Raw genomic sequence first — 18,151 nt, 5'->3', positions numbered from 1 at the left:
GGCCCGAACACTCACGGCCCGGTCGGTCAGCGCAGAGCAGCCGGCCGGGTGGGCGTGGGGGAGCCGAGGATGTCGGCGGCCTCGGCCTGGCTGATGATCCCGGCGGATCGGCCGAGTTCCAGGGCCTGTTCCCAGCGGGCACGTGCTTCGGCGTGCTCGCCGAGTTGGGCGAGAGCGTCGCCGATGCCCCAGATGAACTTCGGCACCAGCCGGTCATGCCCGGTGCCCGTCACGAGGTCGGCGGCCTGCTCAAGACAGGTGATGGTCTCGCGCGGGCGGTCCGTCCTCGCGTACACCTTGGCGAGGTTGCCCAGCAGGACCGCCTGCAGGACGTGCTGCCGGGGCGGGAGCTCCGCTTCGGCAGCCAGCTCGCGCATTCTGAGTACCGCGTCGTGCAGCACCCTCTCGGCTTCGGCCAGGTTTCCGGACGCGCGGTAGACGAGTCCGAGCTGGTTCGCGGTCGCGATCGCGCCGAAGCGGTCACCGGTCAGGCGGCGGATCTCGATCGCGCGCCACAACATCTCGAACGCTTCCTCGAACCGGCCGATGTCAGCGAGTACGTAGCCGAGCCATCCGGCCGCGCTGGCCTCGCCGAAGGTGTCCCCGATGGCGATGAACCCGTCGACGGCTGCCCGTCCGTGGTGGATCGAAGCCTCGTGCTGCCGCAGCGACATGGTGGTCAGCGCCAATTCCAGTTGCGCGAAGGTACGCAGCTGGTCGGTGGCGCCGGCGGCGAGGACCATTCGGCCGAGGGTGATCTGCTCGGCGGTGCGCGCCAGCCCGCTGAGCACATAGTTGCCAGCGGCCACAAAACTGCCGACCAGGTCGGCGCCGCCAGGAAGCTCGCGGACCTGTCCGGCGACCTGCATCACGTTCGCCAGCTCGGCGCGCACCCAGTCCGCCGCCGCGTCCCCATCGGTGATCACGGCCGGTTCGGCGTCCACCGCGGGACCGGCCGACGTACGCCAGCAGGCTCGCTCGCCGCCGATCCGCAGCGCGATCACGCGTGCGGTCGCGACGTAGTGTGCCATCACGTCGCGCAGCGCCCGGTTCCGCTCGGCCGTGCTGAGAGCCCGCTCGGCCACTTCGCGGGCGAAGAGCCGGACCAGGTCGTGGAGTACGTACCGGTCGCCGGCCGGTTGCAGGAGTTGCGCTTCGATCAGTTCGTCCAGGTCGCGGCGTACGTCGCCCCGGCCGGCCATCGCCGCGACGACCGGAACGCCGACGCTGGTCAGACCGAGAACCCCGAGGTGTACGAGTACGCGGCCGGCGTCCGTGGACAACGCGTCGAAGCTGACGGCGAAACTCGGCCGGACGGCCAGGTCGCTGTGCTCCAGCTCGGTCAACCGCACCCGATCGTCGGCGAGACGCGCGGCCAGCTCGGCGATCGACCAGTCCGGTCGGGCGGCCAGGCGTGCCCCGGCGATCCGGAGCGCCAGCGGCAGACCGCCGCACAACTGGATGAGCTCGGCGGCAGCTTCCGGGTCGGCATCGATCCGGGCCCGGCCGGCCAACCGGCCTAGCAAATCGAGGGATGCGTCGTTCTCGAGGGTGTCGAGCCGGACGTGCAGCGCCCCGTCGAGCGTCGACGGCACCACCCGGCTGGTGACCACGACCGCGCTGCCGGCACCTGGCAGCAGCGGACGGACCTGTGCCGCGTCAGCCGCGTTGTCCAGTACGACCAGGGTCCGCGCGGCGCTGGTGAGTGACCGGAACATCGCCGCCAACTCGTCCTGACCGGCCGGAATCCGGTCCTCGGTGACGCCCAGCGATCGGAGCAGGCGGGCCAGTACCGCGGCCGGGACGGACGGTTCGGCTCCGGGAGTCGAACCACGCAGGTCGACGTACAGCTGACCGCCCGGGAAGGTGTGCGCCGCCGGGTGCGCGGTCTGCAGGGCGAGGGCCGACTTGCCGACCCCGCCCGGTCCGCTGACCGCGATCACCGTGACCGCACCATCGGTCGGCGGCACGGTCAGGTACTCGGTGACGCTCTTCACCTCGGTGCGGCGGCCGGTGAACGTCGTACTCAGCGGTGGCAGCTCGGCCGGTACGTGGCGGGCCGGCGGTGCGGGATCGGCTGCCTCCAGCTCGCGGTCCTGCTTCAGCCCGGGATCGTGCTCCAGGATGCGTTGTTCCAGGCGGCGCAGGTCCGGTCCCGGCTCGATGCCCAGCTCATCGATCATCCGGCTGCGCGCCGCGCGGTAAGACTCCAGCGCCTCGGCGGTCCGGCCGCTTCGGTACAGGGCGAGCATCAGCTGGCCGCGAGAGCGCTCCCGCAACGGGTTCTGCTCGACGAATGCCTGCAGTTCGGGGATCAGCCGGTGGTGCCGGCCGGCGTCGAGCTCGGTGCCGTACCAGTCCTCGTTCGTGGTCAGCCGGCCCTCGGTCAGCCGGGCAGCCTCGTCGCGGAGCTCATCGACGTCGGTGACATCGGCGTACGGGTCACCGCGCCAGAGGGCGAGTGCTTCCGCCGGACGACCGGCGGCCGAGAGGCGTTCGAACTCCAACGCGTCCAGCTCGTGCGGAGCGACCGCCAGCCGGTACCCGCCTGGTCCGTGCGCGATCCGGTGTTCGCCAAGGACCTGGCGGAGGCGATGCACGTACACCTGAAGGTTGGTGCGGGCGTTGCGTGGTGGACGGTCGCCCCACAACCTGTCCAGGAGGTACTCCGCCGAGAGGGGCTGGTTCGGCCGGATCAGCAGCAGCGCCAGCACCAACCGCTGCTTGCCGGAAGCGATCGTCAGCACCGCACCCGCGTCGCTCAGGATGTGCAGTGTCCCCAGTACGCCGAAATGCATCGGTGCCCCCCAGCCTCGTGCCGGTCAGCATAGTTCGGCGCAAGGCCACGTGCAGCGACTTCGCACTGTCAAGGGTGGGGCAACCGCAGCCGCTGAGGTCAGGCCGTGCGGGTGTCCTGCAGGGGCGGGTCGACGATCAGGGCGGAGCCGCAGCGGACGCAGATCCATTCGTCCGGCTCGTCCACCAGGTAGCCCGATGGTTCGATCCGCTCGAACGGCATCACGGCGGCACAGAACGCGCAGTACTGATCCGCGCCCGACTGGTCCCGGTCAGACTGATTCGTGCCGGTTCGGGCGTGCTTCTTCCGCAACATGAGAACGGGTCACCTCCGGTGCGATCCTTCAGTTCAGATTGCCACCGGAGGTGAGCCGTTCAGCGCAACGACACGGCTTGCCAACCGCTCAGCGGCCGGCCCACTCGCGGCCGAGGTCGTGTTCCTTGCGCAGGCCGGACTCGATCGCCTCGACCACGGTCGGCTCCAGCTTCTTGCCGATCAGCGGGACGTTGACCTTCACGTCCAGGTCGATCGACTGCACGGTCTGCGCGCCGGACGTCGCGATCCGCGCGGTGCCCTTCAGCGTGACCGGGGTGTTGGAGATCTCGCCGGTCACGTCCGCGGTCCGCGAACCGTCCGCCGCGGCCGCGTGCCAGGTCTCGGTCTGCACCACGGTCAGCGTCTCGCCGACGAACTTCTTCGCCATGTCCGGGATGTCGACGGCCTCCATCTTCCGGGTCACCGAGACGATCGTGTCACCCCCGGACGTGCTCACCCGCACGTCGTACGACAGCGCCTTGGTCTTCTCGCAGGCCTGCTCGCGGAAGGCGGGGTCGGTGACGATCGCGAACACTTCCTCGGGGGTGGCGTCGTACGACGCCGAAAGCTTCAGCTCCATGGCGCCATCATGACATTCAGTCCGAGTTCAGCCATACCCACACGTCGGGTGTCGCGTCGACGCCGGCCGCCCGGAAATCACGCAGCACGACGGCCTGATTGGCCTTCAGCGCCATCCCGTCACCGAGTACGCCGGCCGCGACCAGGTCCTTGAACGCGCCGATCAGTCGTTCCGGCGCCGGTCCAGCGGTCCCCGGCGCGTACGCGTCCGCGAGTACGTCCAGGTCGGCGTACGGAGCATGCACGCTGTACCCGTACTCGCGACCGGGATCGTCGCCGCTCGGTCCGTAGTCGTAGAACTCGGTGAACAGGATGCCTTTGGCGCGCGCGTCCGGGTCGATCGTCAACGTCAGCGTGAAGATGCAGTCGTTCGGGCGGTGTACGCGGAGCAGCGTCTCGCGCCACGCCGATCCGTAACTGCGGAAGGTCACGCCTGCTTCGGTCAGCCAACCGGCGACGCGGTCGCGGATCTCCATCGGGCGGCGCGGCGTCAGTTCGCCACGCTCGGCCAGTACGCGCCAGGCGGCGACCATCGCGTCGTCCGGCTGGAGCCGGTCGTCGATCGGACCGGCTCGATTCGTCAACCAGGGCAGGAGTGTGTCGAGCTGGTCGTGGTCGAACTGCAGCTGGTACAGGGCGTCGCGCCAGGGTTGTCCGTCGGGTCCCCAGCCTTCCTGGAAGCCGATCTGCCGGGTTGCCGAGCCGATCGTCAGGCTTACCGCTGCTTGTTGATCCGACCGGGTCGGGACCTGGATCAGTGGTTCGCGTCGATCGATGCCGCGCGGGCGGGAGCGTACGCCGGACTCACGGCACCAGCCCTCGAACAGGTCGCGAACGACGCCTTGGCCGGCCAGCGGATTGATGGTGCCGTTGGCAACTAGTTCCTGGATCGCCGCGACCAGGCGGTGCTCGGGGTTGCCGGGCGTGTGGTCTGCTTCGAGGAGGTGGGGCAGGGCGTCGTACGGCAGGCCGATGCCGTAGCTGTAGCCGAGGATCTCCGCCGGGGCACGGTACTCCTCGGTGAACGAGATCTCGTCCGCGTCTCCCGGTGTCCAGAATGCCACGCTCAGAGTGACCGTACGGCCGGTGCACGGTTGCGGGACGGTCGTGATGATGTGCTCGCGATGGGTGCTGCGGCCGTCGATCGACCACTCGGCGGAGAGGCCGGCCTGGTGACACCAGCGGCGGAGCTCGGCCGCGATCGTTCCGGCCGCATAGCGCTCGAACCCGTCCCGTACCGCCGCGGCCCGGCTGGCGGTCGCCAACCGGGCGCTGCCGTCCTCGGCACCGCCGGGTTCGAGGTACGTGACCAGTGCGGTCAGGCCGTTCAGCGGCGTACTGACGACGTGGCGGCTGTCGGCTTCGAGCGTGTACTCGATCCGGTCACCGAGCTCCAGCGTCAGCCGGCAGTTGTCGCGCTCGTAGATCGTCGTCACCCGGCGAACGTACCTCCGCTAAGGGGCCGCGTTGAGCAGATCGAGCGCCGACTGCTGCCGCGCGGCGTCGAGCTTGTCGACCGGGCCGTACCAGCGCAGCCCGTAGTGATCCATCGGCGTACGGTCGGCCGCGTACGCCCGATCGGCCTGGCGTTGCAGATAGGACGTGTACGGGTGATCGCCGAGCGCCGCGTTGAGCTTGCCGAGCCCACGGACATGCGCGCCCTTGAACGACGGACCGTCGGAGCCACAATCACCGCCTTCACACGGCTCACGCAAGATCCCATCACTCGTGTGCAATCCCGTCGCCGTCGTCGATGCATCGGCCAATTGGCGTGCGGAGGTCAGGTACGCCGAATTGTTCGTTGCCTTCGACAACTCGGTGAGTGCTCCGATCAGTACGCCCTGGTTGTACGTCCACGCGGTGTCACCGTTGTTCTTGCATGTGGACAAGTCGATGCCGTCGTTGACCAGGTTCGAGCCGTTGATCATCCCGGTCTGCTGGAACCACGTCCAGCCGGACCGCGCGCGCTGCAAGTAGGTCGTGTCGCCGGCGATCCGGGTGTGCAACTGCGCGTTGAGCTGGATGTACAGGGAATTGGAGATCGCGTTCTTGTACGTTTTCGCTTCGCTCCACCACACGCCACCGCCGCACGTGTTGTCCCAGTACGCGGCCATGTGGTCCGCGTCGGCGCGGGCGGTCTGCAGGTACCGCGCGTCGCCGGTCAGGTCGTACGCGGCAACCCACGCGAGACCCCACCAGCCGGTGTCGTCGATGTAGTCGTTGCGGAACTGGCCTTCGAACTTGTTCAGATTCAGGTCGTACGTGCGCGCGATCGCGTACTGGTAGCTGTGCATGCCGCTGATCCGGATGTTGTCGATCAGCGCGTTCAGGGCGTTGGCCGAATTCCACCAGCCGGTGGTGTCGAACAGGCCGGTGCCGAGGTTGTAGTCCTGCATGATCGCGGTGGCGGCCGCGGTGCGGCGGTCCCAGGCGTTCCAGTCGACGCGCGCCCAGGGCGTACACGCGATGTCCGGCCGGTCGCCTGCCTTGCCGCAGGCACGCAGCGAGCCGACGCCGAGGTTGTTCCAGTCGTCGACGTTGTACATCAGCGTTCGCCGGCCGCGCTGCCCGGCGGGGATCGCGGCGTTGCCGAGCCGGCTGCCGCCGGTCCAGGTCCGGCCGCCGTCCATCGAACGGTCCAGCCACACCTCGTCGCCGGGATTCCCGTTCTCGATCGCGGCCCAGCCCATCGCGTCGTCGTCATCGAGGTGCAGCGCGATCGTACGCCCGAAGAGCGTGGTGGAGACGGGGATGCGCTCCTTCGGGGCGAGCGCCGGGTCGCGGGCATCGCAGTACTTGTTGCAGATCGTCGCCTGGGTCGACATGGTCACCGGTGGGGTTTCGGGCGCCGGCGGGGCGGGTGCGCCGAGCGGTGCGATCAGGGCAATGCTGGAGAGAGTGAGGCTGGAAACGATTCCAACAAGCATCGGATCTCCCTGGGGCGGTAGGAAGAATGCGGTGCCACCGAAGGTAAACGCCCGGCAACACCCCGTCAAGGCGAATCCCCAGCTCACGCGACCACGGTGGGTGCGGAGCGGGCGGGTCAGGAGGCGAGGAGGGCGAGGAGGATCGCGGCGGTGACGGCGACGGTGGTGATGACGGCGACGCGGCGGCCGCGGGCGCGGCGGCGGGTGATCGCGGTGCGGTCGGCGCGGGTGGAGCACGGCTCGAAGCCGAGCCCGTCGGCCGGTGCCAGCACGCTCCCGAGCCGTGCCAGGACCGACCGCGACGCAGCCTGCCTGGTCGCCTCCTCCACCACCCGCAGGCGCATGAACTCGCGCGGCCCCGTCGCGGAAACTCCAGCGCGCCGCTCGCCGGCGCCCTCCGGGACCGCGTCCGGCGGAAAGGTGAAGCTGGGTGGGAGGGCGCGGTGTACGACGGCGTGGGCGGCCGCGATCCGCCTCGGCCGGCTGATCGCAGGCGGGAGGATCAGATAGGCGAGGTGGACCAGCGACCGGTACTCGTCGAGCAGCAGCGCCTCGATCGACGGTTCTTCCCGCGTCGGCCCCTGTACCGGCCCTGGGACGATCGGCGTTTCGACCGTGGCGGTCATGCAACTCCTCAGCTCGGCGTACCCAAGGTCCAACGAACGAATCACTGACCAGTCACGAACCGTCAGTTAGTCTCCGGTCATGAGCACTGGTGATGGGGTGACGGGGCAGTGGGGCGGCGTCGACGTGCACTTCGGGGAGGACGGCGGCCGGCTCACGTACGGGAGCTACCTACGCCTGACCGAGCTACTGGACCAGCAGCGGCTGGAATCCGATCCGCCCGCGCACGACGAGCTGCTGTTCATCACCATCCACCAGGTGTACGAGCTGTGGTTCAAGCAGGTGCTGCACGAGCTGACCGCCTCCCGCGACGCCATGCTGTCGGGTGAGTTGTGGCTGGCGGAGCATCTGCTCCGGCGGGTACACACGATCGAGCGGACGCTGACGCAGCAGGTCGACATCCTGGAGACGATGACCCCGCAGGACTTCGGCGAGTTCCGGCACCGGTTGTCGCCGGCTTCCGGGTTCCAGTCGGTGCAGTTCCGCGAGATCGAGTTCCTGTCCGGCGCGAAGGATCCGTCCTTCGTACGCCGGTTCCGTGGCCTGACCGAGGTGGAGAAGGACCGTCTCCGTCGCCGCCTGGAGGAACCGACGCTCTGGGACGCGTTCCTGGAGGTCCTCAGCAAGGCCGGTTTCGACACCGGGTCCGAGGACTCCGTCCGGCACGCCCTCCGGACCGTGGCCCGCGACCGGGCTCACTACGCCGCCATCTGGGAGCTGGCCGAAGCCATCCTCCAGCACGACGAACTGGCCGCCGCCTGGCGCGCCCGCCACGTCGTCATGGTCGAACGCATGATCGGCACAAAACCAGGCACCGGCGGCTCCTCCGGCGCCACCTACCTCCGCAGCCGCCTCGACCTCCGCTACTACCCCCTCCTCTGGAACCTCCGCTCGAACCTATAGTCCTTCCGTCCCGCTAGTGCCCCGCGTCGGTGATTCTTTCGTGCTTGCGGCGCCCAGGCACGCACCTCGCGGCGGCGGAGGAACAGCCACGATGGAAAAGCATCGAGGCTGCCCCTCCGCCACCACGATGCACGCACCTGGACACCGCAATCACTGAAACAATCACCGACGCGGGGCACTAGTTCGGCTGGAAGGACTGATGGTGTGAAGGTCTACTCCGAGGTTGGGGTGCGGCGGGTGGGGCAGGTGGTGGGGGACTTGCTGCTGGTGGGGTGGGTTTGGGTCTGTGTGGAGTTGGGGCGGGTGGTTTTCCGGGTCACGAACGCGTTGGGGGCGCCGGGGCGGAAGGCGGCCGAGGCGGGGGACGGGATCGTCGGGAACCTGCGGCAGCTGTCTGAGCCGGTCGGGAAGGTTCCGGCGGTGGGGGACCAGTTGCGGTCGCCGATCGACGGCGTCGCGGGCGCGGCTGGGAAACTGGCCGAGGCCGGGCGGGATCAGGCCCACGCGGTCGAGCAGCTCGCGTACGTGCTGGCGGGCGTGACGATCGGCCTGCCGGTGCTCTTCGCCGTACTGCTCTGGGTGCCCTTCCGAGTGCGGTTCGTACGCCGGGCGACCGCGGCCCAGAGGTTCATCGACAACGCCGCCGATCTTGATCTTTTCGCCTTGCGCGCGATGGCCAATCAGCCGATGCACAAGCTCGCCCGGATCTCCGCCGACCCCGTGACCGCCTGGCGCGAGGGCGACCGCGCGGTGATCGCCGAGCTCGCCACCCTCGAACTCCGCACCGTCGGCCTGAAACCCCCGCCCACCCCAACCGAGCCACCCACCGGTGATGAGCCGGTTTCCGGAAACAACTAGCCGACTACTCCCGGAAAGTTTCCGGGAAGCGGGCTTAACAACCGCTTGAGGGTGGCTTGGGGTGGCGGCGGTTACCCTCAGGTACATGGCGCGCGTGCTGCTGATCGAGGACGATGACGCGATCCGTTTGTCGCTGGGGAAGTCCCTGACGGCGGCCGGTCATGTCGTGTCGGCGGTGGGCGCGGGCGCCGACGGGGTGGCGGCGGTCGCGCGGGAGCGGCCCGAGGTGCTGCTGCTCGACCTCGGCCTGCCGGATCTCGACGGCCGGGACGTACTGGCGATGGTGCGCGCGGTGAGTGACGTGCCGGTGATCGTCGCGACCGCCCGTGACGACGATGCCAGCGTGGTACGGCTGCTCGACGCCGGCGCGGACGACTACGTGATCAAACCGTTCAGTGCCGCCCAGATGGACGCCCGCATCCGCGCCGTACTGCGCCGTCTCGGCCAGGACCAGCAAGGTGATTCGACCGTTGAGATCGGCGGCCTGCGGATCGATCCGCGCAGCCGGGAAGTGACGGTGGACGGTGCCGCGGTGGATCTGTCCCGTAAGGAGTTCGATCTGCTGCTGGCGTTGTCGCGACGCCCCGGCGCGGTGGTGACGAAGCGCGAGCTGCTCGCGGAGGTGTGGGGCCTGCCGTGGGGCGGCGGGGACCGTACGGTCGACGTCCATCTGTCCTGGCTGCGGCGCAAGCTCGGTGAGACGGCCGCCGAGCCGCGCTTCGTACACAGCGTGCGCGGCGTCGGGATCAAACTGTCGGCGGACGGCTGACCATGCGCCGCCGGATCCTGCTGCTCTCGGTCGGCATGACCACGCTGGTGGTGCTCGCGTTCGCCGTACCGCTGGTGATCCTGCTGCGCTCGACGACGGCCAACGAGTCGAAGGACAAGGCGCGGTACCGGGCCGAGAGTGTCGCGTACTACGTCGGCGACCGGGGTCATACGGCCGCCGACATCACCGCGTACATCAATGGTCTGAGTGATGGGCCGGGCAAGATTTCGGTCCGGATGCCCGATGGGTCGACGCTCGGCAGTCCGCCGCCGGGTGGCGTACCGGCGCCGCAGCAGGTCCCGAACGGCTATGGCGACGGTGACGGCGACCACGAGAAGGGACCGCCGAAGGTTGGGGACGCCAACTACCGCGACGTCAGCGGTGGTCTCGCGGTCGACGTCGGGGTCGGTACGGCGAGCGGCCCCGCGTCGGTGTGCCTCTACCTCACCAGCGATGAGCTGTACGCCGGTGTGGCCCCGCGCCTGCTGATCCTGATCGGCGGCAGCCTGGTCGTGCTGCTGCTCAGCATCGCCGGCGCCGAACTGGTCTCCCGCCGGCTGGCGCGCCCGCTGGAGGAGACGGCGGGTACGGCGGAACGGCTCGCCCGCGGTGACATGAATGCCCGCGCCCCGACGACCGGCCCGGCCGAGGTCGCGAAGGTCGGTTCCGCGCTGAACGGGCTCGCGGACCGGATCGACGAGGTGATCGCGGTCGAGCGCGAGGCGGTCGCGGACCTGTCGCACCGGCTGCGTACGCCGTTGACCGCGCTTCGGCTGCAGGTCGAGGCGATGGGCGACCGGGAGAGCGCGGAGGAGCTGAACACGCAGGTCACGAGCCTGGAGCGGACGCTCACCGCGGTGATCAGCGCGGCCCGGCGCCCGCAGCGGGAGGGCCGGGTGCCGCATTGTGACGCGGTCGAGGTGACGCGGCAACGGGCCGCGTTCTGGGAGCCGCTGTTCGAGGATCAGGGCCGCGAGCTGGCGCTCGACCTGCCGGCGCCGCCGGCGATGGTGCGGGCGTCGGCGGAGGACCTCGGCGCCGCGCTGGACGCGCTGGTGGAGAACGTCGTCGCGCACACTCCGGACGGAACACCGGCCAGGATCACGCTTTCCCGGACGTCGCCGGGGGTGCGGATCACGGTTGCCGACAAGGGGCCCGGCATCCCGCTCGGCGCGGGGGAACGCGGCCGCAGCGACCGTGGGTCCACCGGCCTCGGCCTGGACATCGCGCGACGCTGCGCCGAGGCCGCCGGGGGCGCGCTGACGATTCAGGCCAACGAGGTCTCACTGACGCTCGCGAGCCAGTAGCGGCCTGCACCAGTACATGCCAATGGCAACAAAAGCTTGCAACACGCTGTAGTCATTTGGTTACTCTGAAGTCCTTTCTGTGGTATGCCTGGCTGGCGACGCTGACAGAAACGGGGACTTTCGGATGGCCGCAGGTGTTTCGTCTGCCCGGGTACTACGTCTCGCTCTTGCGCTGCTGCTCGTGCTTTTGTCCGGGTTGGTGCTCCCGGCAACCGCTCAGGCCGCGTCCGTACGCGACTTCGGGAAAGTGTTCGGTGGCCAGACCAACGGTGCGATCCGGATCACCGGCAACAGCCTGCTGACCTGCGACGGTTCAGCGGCCTGCCGCGCGACGCTGGCCGGTGGCAGTTCGCGGGCGAACAACAACGACTGGACGATGGAGCGGCTGGACACCGACTCCGATCCGTCCACCGAGTCCTCATCCGGTGCCTCAGTGGCGCTGCCGTCGGGTGCGCACGTGCTGTACGCGGGTCTGTTCTGGGGTGCGGCGCGCGGCGCCGGCCGGGGCGGTACCGCGACCACCGAGGACGGCAAGACGATGCGCTTCCGCCTCCCGGGACAGTCGGCGTACCAGACTGTTACTGCCAGCCAGACGGACTACCTGAACAACACCACCAAGAAGGACTACTCCTCGTACCTGGATGTGACTGCACTTGTGCAGGCGGGTGGCAACGGCGAGTACTGGGGCGCCGACGTGGCTACTGGTACGGGCGCCGACCGGTACGCGGGCTGGAGCCTGGTGATCGCCTACCAGCAAGCTGACGAGCCGCTACGCGACCTGAGTGTGTTCAACGGGTACGCCAGCGTCAGCAGCGGTCAGCCGGAGCGGACCACGATCTCCGGCTTCCTGGCGCCGCCCAGTGGCGCAGTGAACGCCCGGTTCGGCAGCGTCACGTACGAGGGCGACGCTGGGATCAGTGGCGACTACTTCGCGGTGAACGGCACCCGGCTGGCGGATGCGGAGAATCCGTCGGCCAACTTCTACGGCAGCCGGATCACCGACGGCGGCGCCAACCTGACGAACCGGACTCCGGCCAGCCTGAACAACCTGGGTGTCGATGCCAAGGTGGTGAACGCTGCCGGCATCCTGCCGAACAACTCGACCAGTGCTGAGCTGACCTTCGCCAGTACGGGCGACGTGTACTACCCGGCCGCTTTGACCACGCAGATCGATCTGTATGCGCCGACCATCGTCGGTACGAAGACAGTGCGCAACCTGTCCGGCAACAGTCCGGCCAAGACGGGCGACACGCTCGAGTACACGCTGAGCTACAGCAACACAGGTGATGACGACGCACTCCGGTCGACCGTGCGTGACCAGCTGCCGGCCAACACGACATACGTACCTGGCTCGCTCAGTGTTGTTGCTGGTGCTGGAGCTGGTAACAAGACCGACGGAGCTGGTGACGACCAGGCGGAGTACGTCGGCAGCTCACGCACTGTCCGGTTCCGAATAGGCACTGGGGCGAACGGCACTGTTGGTGGACGGCTGACGAAGGACCAGAGCAGTACGGTCCGGTTCCGCGTCACGGTGGACAAGTCCGCGGCCGGTACGACCCTGGTGAACACCGGTCTGCTCGACTACACGGCTGAGACGCTGAACAAGCAGTACACGTACCAGACCGATGAGGTGCACACACCGGTTGCGGCCGAGGCCGACGTGTCGATCACCAAGACGGCCAAGCCCGATCCGGTGTCCGCGGGCGGTGAGCTCACGTACACGCTGGTTGCCCGTAACAACGGTCCGAGTCCCGCGCAGGACGTGGAGGTCACGGACACCCTGCCGGATGGCGTGCAGCTGGTGTCCGCGAAGCCCACTCAGGGCACGTGCAAATCCACCACGTGTTCACTCGGCACGCTCGCCAATGGTGCAACTGCCACGATCACGGTGGTGGTCAAGGTCGCTGCGGCGAGTACCGCGACCAGTCTGACCAACGTTGCGACAGTGACTACGTCTACGTCCGATCCGGACCCGTCCAACAACACGTCCTCGGTTACCACGGACGTGACGCGTACGGCGGATCTCGTACTGACGAAGACTGCCGCGCCGACGCATCCCGCACCGGGTGAGCCAGTGGTCTTCACGCTGACTGCCCGGAACAACGGACCGTCCGACGCTGAGCAGGTGCGGATCGCTGACTCGGTCCCGGTCGGGTTCGCGATCACCGGCGTGCAGTCCGCGGCCGCATGTACGACGGCTGGGCAGGACGTCAGCTGTACGCTGCCCCGGCTTGCCGCTGGCTCCAGTGTGGCGGTGCGGATTGCTGCGACGCTGGACTCGGGCTACACGGGCGGTGCGCTGACCAACACGGCCAAGGTCGTCAGTGATACCCCTGATCCGGACGAGTCCAACAACACGGGTACTTCGACGGTTACACCTGGTGCGGCCAAGGCAGACCTGGTTGTCAGCAAGGAGACGCTGACCAAGCCGGTGGTTGCTGGGGAGCCGATCACGTACCAGATCAAGGTACGGAACGCCGGGCCGTCGGATGCGAAGGCAGTGCAGTTGTCCGACCTCGTACCGGCGGCTCTGAGCGACGTCACCGTGGATAGCCCGGCAGGTTCGTGCACGGTGAGCTCTGGTCAGGTCAAGTGTGCGCTGGGCGATCTGACCACCGGGTCGACCGCTGTCGTGACGGTGAATGCGGTTGTCTCGCCCAAGGCGCTGGGTGAGCTGACCAACTCGGCGACCGCGGACAGCTCGACACCGGACCCGGACACCAGCAACAACACCGGAAAGACCACTGACGAGGTGAAGACCAGCGCGGACCTGGCAATCGTGAAGACCGCCCAGCCCGTGCCGGTACAAGCAGGTCATCCGCTCACGTACACGCTGACTGTGACGAACAACGGCCCGTCCGCGGCGCAGTCCGTCAAGGTGACTGACCCGGTGCCGGCTCCACTGCAGTACGTGTCGGCCAAGAGCTCCAGCGGCAGCTGCACTGAGGCGAATGGAACGGTCACCTGTGCGGCCGGCACGGTCGCCCCGGGCGACACCGTGACAATCACAGTAGTCGCGAACGTACCGTCCGGCGCGCCGCCGAACGAGCTGAAGAACACCGCGACCGTTTCGTCGCCCACACCCGACCCGGTCAAGGACAACAACACGGCGACGTACACGGTGCTGACCGGCGCGCAGGCGAACATCTCCGTCGTCAAAACCGCCTCTCCGGACCCGGTGATTGCCGGCAAGGCGATCACGTACCGGTTGACCGTCCGCAACAACGGCCCGTCGGATGCACAGGCCGTCAGCGTCGTGGACGAGGTACCGGATGCAGTGACCGGTCTGTCGGCCAGTGCGACCGGTGGCGCGACCTGCACGGTCGTTGGCCAGCGAGTGCGTTGTCTGGCTGCCACGCTGGCTGCCGGAGACAGCTACGTCGTCACGGTGAACGGAACAGTTGCTCCGTCGACCAAACCGGGTGAGCTGGTCAACACCGCGACAGTTACCTCGGAGACACCCGAGGACCCGACCACCTCCGACAACACCTCGACTACCACGCCGCTGGTCGAGGCGGAGGCCGATCTGTCGGTCAAGAAGACCGCTCCGGCAACCGGTCTCGCCGGCAACGAGTTGACGTACACACTGGCTGTCCACAACGCCGGTCCGTCGGACGCGGTCGGTGCAGTAGTCACAGACAGGCTTCCAGCGGGTACGACGTTCGTACGCGGGACCGGTCCGGGCGGCGACTGCACACAGAACCCGGCGGTGTCCGAACCGGTTGTCAGCTGCCCTGTCGGCCGGATGGCACCTGGTGACGACGCAACGGTCACTGTGGTGGTCAAGGTCTCCCCGGACCAGGCCGCCGGGACACTGGTGAACAAGGCGGCAGTGAGTTCGCAGACGCCCGACCCGAACGACGGCAACAACAGTGACTCGGCGGAGACCAAGCTGTCGACGTCGGCTGACCTGTCGATGGTCAAGTCGGTCAAGCCATCACCGCTGATCGCAGGCGGCGACGCCGTGTACACACTGACCGTTCACAACGCCGGCCCGTCGGCTGCGCAGCAGGTGTCGGTATCCGACGCTGTTCCGGCTGGGCTGTCGGTGCTGGAGGCAACCAGTGCGGACGGCACCTGCACTACTGCTGGTTCCAAGGTGACCTGTGAGCTCGGTGCAGTGGACGCTGGCGCACCTGCGGTAGTCGTGATCCGGGTGGCCGTCGCGACGTCACAGACAGCCCCGATCACTAATGCCGGTTCGGTGACCAGTACGACGCCTGACCCTGATCCGTCGAACAACGAGGACCGGGTCACGACAGAAGTCGAGCGGGCAGCCGATGTAGAGGTCATCAAGACCAGCGACGAGCCATCGGCCGTTGCCGGTGGTGGAGTGACCTACCGGCTCACTGTGGTCAACCACGGGCCGTCAGACGCAACAGCTGTCGTTGCGAACGACACCCTGCCTGCTGGACTCACGCTGGTACAGGCAGACCCCAGCCAGGGCACCTGTACACCGGCTGGTCAGACAGTGGGTTGTGCGCTCGGAACGATCGCGGCCGGAAAGACTGCGACTGTTGTCATCACAGCCGCGCTCGACACCGCGTACACCGGGAAGACGTTGGCGAACACCGCGACGGCCACTTCACCCGTACCCGACCCGGATGACAGCAACAACAGCTCCACCGTGACCATCCCGGTCGAGACGCGGGCGGACCTCAGTGTCGTCAAGAGCTCCGATCCGTCCGGAGTGACGCCGGGCAGTGCGTTCGACTACACGATCGTGGTCACCAACGCCGGTCCGTCGACAGCACGTGCCGTGGTGGTGACCGACACCGTGCCTGTTGGGCTGACTGTCACGTCGGCCAGCAGGGGCTGCACGATCGACGGCCGGACGGTGCGCTGCGAGCTAGGTGACTTGCCGATCGGACAGGTGGTCGTCCAGCTCAACGTGCGGCTGCACGCCGGGTACGACGGAGCCAGTCTGACGAACAGCGCGACTGCGACGTCGCCTACTCCCGATCCGAACACCGACAACAACACGGACACAGTGGTGTCGCCAGTGACCGCGCTGGCGGACCTGGCGATCACCAAGACCATGTCACCGACCGCACCGGTGTCAGGACAGTCGGTGAAGTACCTGTTGACGGTGAAGAACAACGGCCCGTCCGACGCCCGTCTGGTGGAGGTCATCGACGAGCTGCCTCGGGGTCTCACCAAGGTCACCAGTACGGCGTCTGCTGGTGTGAAGTGCATCCTGTTGCCGCCGGTAGCTCCTGGTGCGCCGGATTCACCAGAGGCCGGTAGCGTGCAGTGCAGTACGCCGCTGCTCACCGAAGGCGCCAGTATTACTGTCACCATCACGGCCACTGTGGTTCCTGGGTTCAGTGGGTCGCTGGAGAACATCGGGCGGGTCAGCTCGGCCACACCTGATCCTGTGATTGGGAACAACGAGGCGCGAGTTACCGGCCGTACGACGCAGTCGGCGGACCTGAGTGTTCGCAAGACCGCCTCGGCGCCCAGTGTGGTGGCTGGGCACTCACTGCGGTACGTGATCGCCGTACACAACGCCGGTCCGTCATCCGCGACCGGTGTGACGGTCACGGACCAGCTGGCTACTGGACTCCGGCTGATCAGCAAGTCGGCGCAGTGCAGTGCGCAGGGGCAGACGGTGACCTGTGCGGTTGGCCGGATTGATCCTGGTACGACAGCGCAGGTCTCGTTGGAGGTCCTGGTCGACACTGCGTACCGGGGGACGTCGGTAACGAACGGTGCGAAGGTCGTCTCGACCACGCCGGACCCGGACCCGTCCGACAACACAAGCTCGGTCACTGTACGGGTGACACCGCCGCAGCCTGGCCGACCTACTCCGCCACCTGTCCCACAGAAGCCAGGCAGCGAACTGCCCAACACCGGTAGCTCGTTCGGCCCCGGCATCCTGCTCGCCGCCCTCGCCCTGATCGTGGCCGGTATCGGAGTAATCGCAGCAGCCAGCTCACGGCGTACACGGCCCTGACAGATTGCAACTAACTGCAATCGGCTTCGCCTTTGTCGGTGGTGTCGGCTAGAGTTCGCCCGATCTCAAGCATTTGAGAGAATTCCTGGAGGGGGAACTCCTATGAAACTGCAGCGCTTCGCGCTCGCTCTGGCCGGCGCCGGCCTGCTCGCCGCCGCGGCCGCCTCGGTACCGGTCACCGCCAACGCCAAGACCGGCCCCAAGCCGTACTTCGAGACCAAGACCGCCAACCCGAACTCGGCGAAGGCGAGCGCCGCCGAGCCCTGCGAGAGCGCCGTCGGCGTGCCGACCGCGGCCGGCACCATGCAGGAGATCTACGTCCTGCCCGGCCGGACCCCGAAGGCGGAGGCCCTGGAGCCGTACAACTTCGTCGGCTCCCGCGCGAACGCGACCTGGTACGGCGCGGTGAACGCCGCTGGTACGCAGTTCTACTACTACGGCCTGCTGCTGCAGGGTGCCAACCTGTACCGGCACACGACGTACCTGCCGGCCGACGAGACCGCCTCGCCGCGGCCGACCTTCAAGAAGGTCGGTTCGGGCTGGAGCAGCTTCAAGTCCATCGCGACGTCGAACTACAGCGTCGCCGGGCCGCGGCACCAGTACCTGTACGGCCTGAACACCAACGGCAGCCTCTACCGGTACGCGATCGCCGGCGCCGGCTTCAAGGCGCTCGGCCCGCTCCCGGGCTTCCGCGGCTTCAAGGCGATGACCGTGGTCAGCGAGACGGCAACGTACGACACGCTGCTGATGACGACCAACGCGGGCGCGCTGTACACCGTGCACATCCCGGTCGCGGCCGGTGCCAAGCCGGTGCTGAAGCTGATCCGCTCGTCCGGCTGGTCCGCGTACGAGTCCCTGGTCGTCCAGGGCTGCGGCACCCGCGGCGGCTCGCTGATCGTCGCCGTCGACCACGACACCAAGGCCGGCTACCAGTTCGCGATGAGCAAGGCGAACGGCAGCAAGACCGCGATCACGTCGTACGGCAAGATCCCGGGCGTCGTCTTCACCGGCGTCAGCCACGTGTCGCTCACCACGCACTACGACCAGCTGGTCGGCGAGTAGTACTCAGCAAACCCTGTTCCGGGGACACTGCCATTCCGGCGGTGTCCCCGGTTC

Annotated in this window: 12 protein-coding genes; 6 read left to right on the top strand and 6 right to left on the bottom strand. The window is 68.0% G+C overall.

Features of this window, described 5'->3' with window-relative positions; genetic code table 11:
* Nucleotides 1-26: 26 nt before the first annotated feature.
* The 6 genes from HDA44_RS18705 to HDA44_RS18680 all read right to left on the bottom strand — a co-directional run bounded on the left by HDA44_RS18705 (nt 27) and on the right by HDA44_RS18680 (nt 7,244).
* The gene (locus HDA44_RS18705; RefSeq protein WP_184836175.1) at nt 27-2,798 is read right to left on the bottom strand and encodes an AfsR/SARP family transcriptional regulator; all 2,772 of its coding nucleotides are present in this window, start codon (nt 2,796-2,798) and stop codon (nt 27-29) included.
* Nucleotides 2,799-2,896: 98 nt separating this feature from the next.
* A complete protein-coding gene (locus tag HDA44_RS18700; protein WP_184844914.1) occupies nt 2,897-3,112 on the bottom strand; it encodes a hypothetical protein in 216 nt (71 codons plus the stop codon).
* Nucleotides 3,113-3,200: 88 nt separating this feature from the next.
* Nucleotides 3,201-3,692, bottom strand: a complete 492-nt coding sequence (locus HDA44_RS18695) for a DUF2505 domain-containing protein (RefSeq protein WP_184836173.1) — start codon at nt 3,690-3,692, stop codon at nt 3,201-3,203.
* A 16-nt stretch (nt 3,693-3,708) separates the two neighbouring features.
* Nucleotides 3,709-5,127, bottom strand: coding sequence for a hypothetical protein (locus HDA44_RS18690; RefSeq protein WP_184836171.1), 1,419 nt, complete (start codon nt 5,125-5,127; stop codon nt 3,709-3,711).
* Between the two features lie 18 nt (nt 5,128-5,145).
* Nucleotides 5,146-6,618 (bottom strand): glycoside hydrolase family 76 protein, encoded by a 1,473-nt coding sequence (locus tag HDA44_RS18685; RefSeq protein WP_184836169.1) that lies wholly within the window; start codon nt 6,616-6,618, stop codon nt 5,146-5,148.
* A 116-nt stretch (nt 6,619-6,734) separates the two neighbouring features.
* On the bottom strand, nt 6,735-7,244 hold the full coding sequence (locus HDA44_RS18680; RefSeq protein WP_184836167.1) for a hypothetical protein: 510 nt from the start codon (nt 7,242-7,244) through the stop codon (nt 6,735-6,737).
* 79 nt (nt 7,245-7,323) lie between these two features.
* On the opposite strand from HDA44_RS18680, the gene HDA44_RS18675 reads away from it, so the two are divergent.
* The 6 genes from HDA44_RS18675 to HDA44_RS18650 all read left to right on the top strand — a co-directional run bounded on the left by HDA44_RS18675 (nt 7,324) and on the right by HDA44_RS18650 (nt 18,097).
* Nucleotides 7,324-8,145, top strand: a complete 822-nt coding sequence (locus tag HDA44_RS18675) for a tryptophan 2,3-dioxygenase (RefSeq protein ID WP_184836165.1) — start codon at nt 7,324-7,326, stop codon at nt 8,143-8,145.
* Nucleotides 8,146-8,349: 204 nt separating this feature from the next.
* Complete coding sequence (locus HDA44_RS18670; protein ID WP_184836163.1) at nt 8,350-9,003, top strand: hypothetical protein; 654 nt, start codon at nt 8,350-8,352, stop codon at nt 9,001-9,003.
* An 85-nt stretch (nt 9,004-9,088) separates the two neighbouring features.
* On the top strand, nt 9,089-9,772 hold the full coding sequence (locus HDA44_RS18665) for a response regulator transcription factor (protein ID WP_184836161.1): 684 nt from the start codon (nt 9,089-9,091) through the stop codon (nt 9,770-9,772).
* 2 nt (nt 9,773-9,774) lie between these two features.
* Nucleotides 9,775-11,079, top strand: a complete 1,305-nt coding sequence (locus HDA44_RS18660; protein WP_184836159.1) for a sensor histidine kinase — start codon at nt 9,775-9,777, stop codon at nt 11,077-11,079.
* 124 nt (nt 11,080-11,203) lie between these two features.
* Entirely contained in the window at nt 11,204-17,035 is a 5,832-nt protein-coding gene (locus HDA44_RS18655; RefSeq protein ID WP_184836158.1) for a DUF7507 domain-containing protein, read from the top strand.
* Between the two features lie 102 nt (nt 17,036-17,137).
* Nucleotides 17,138-18,097 (top strand): hypothetical protein, encoded by a 960-nt coding sequence (locus HDA44_RS18650; RefSeq protein ID WP_184836156.1) that lies wholly within the window; start codon nt 17,138-17,140, stop codon nt 18,095-18,097.
* Nucleotides 18,098-18,151 lie beyond the last annotated feature (54 nt).

The organism is Kribbella solani (genome assembly GCF_014205295.1).
Classification (GTDB): Bacteria; Actinomycetota; Actinomycetes; order Propionibacteriales; family Kribbellaceae; genus Kribbella; species Kribbella solani.
The sequence above is the reverse complement of the archived record's forward strand: the minus strand, read 5'-3'. Positions and strand labels throughout refer to the sequence as shown.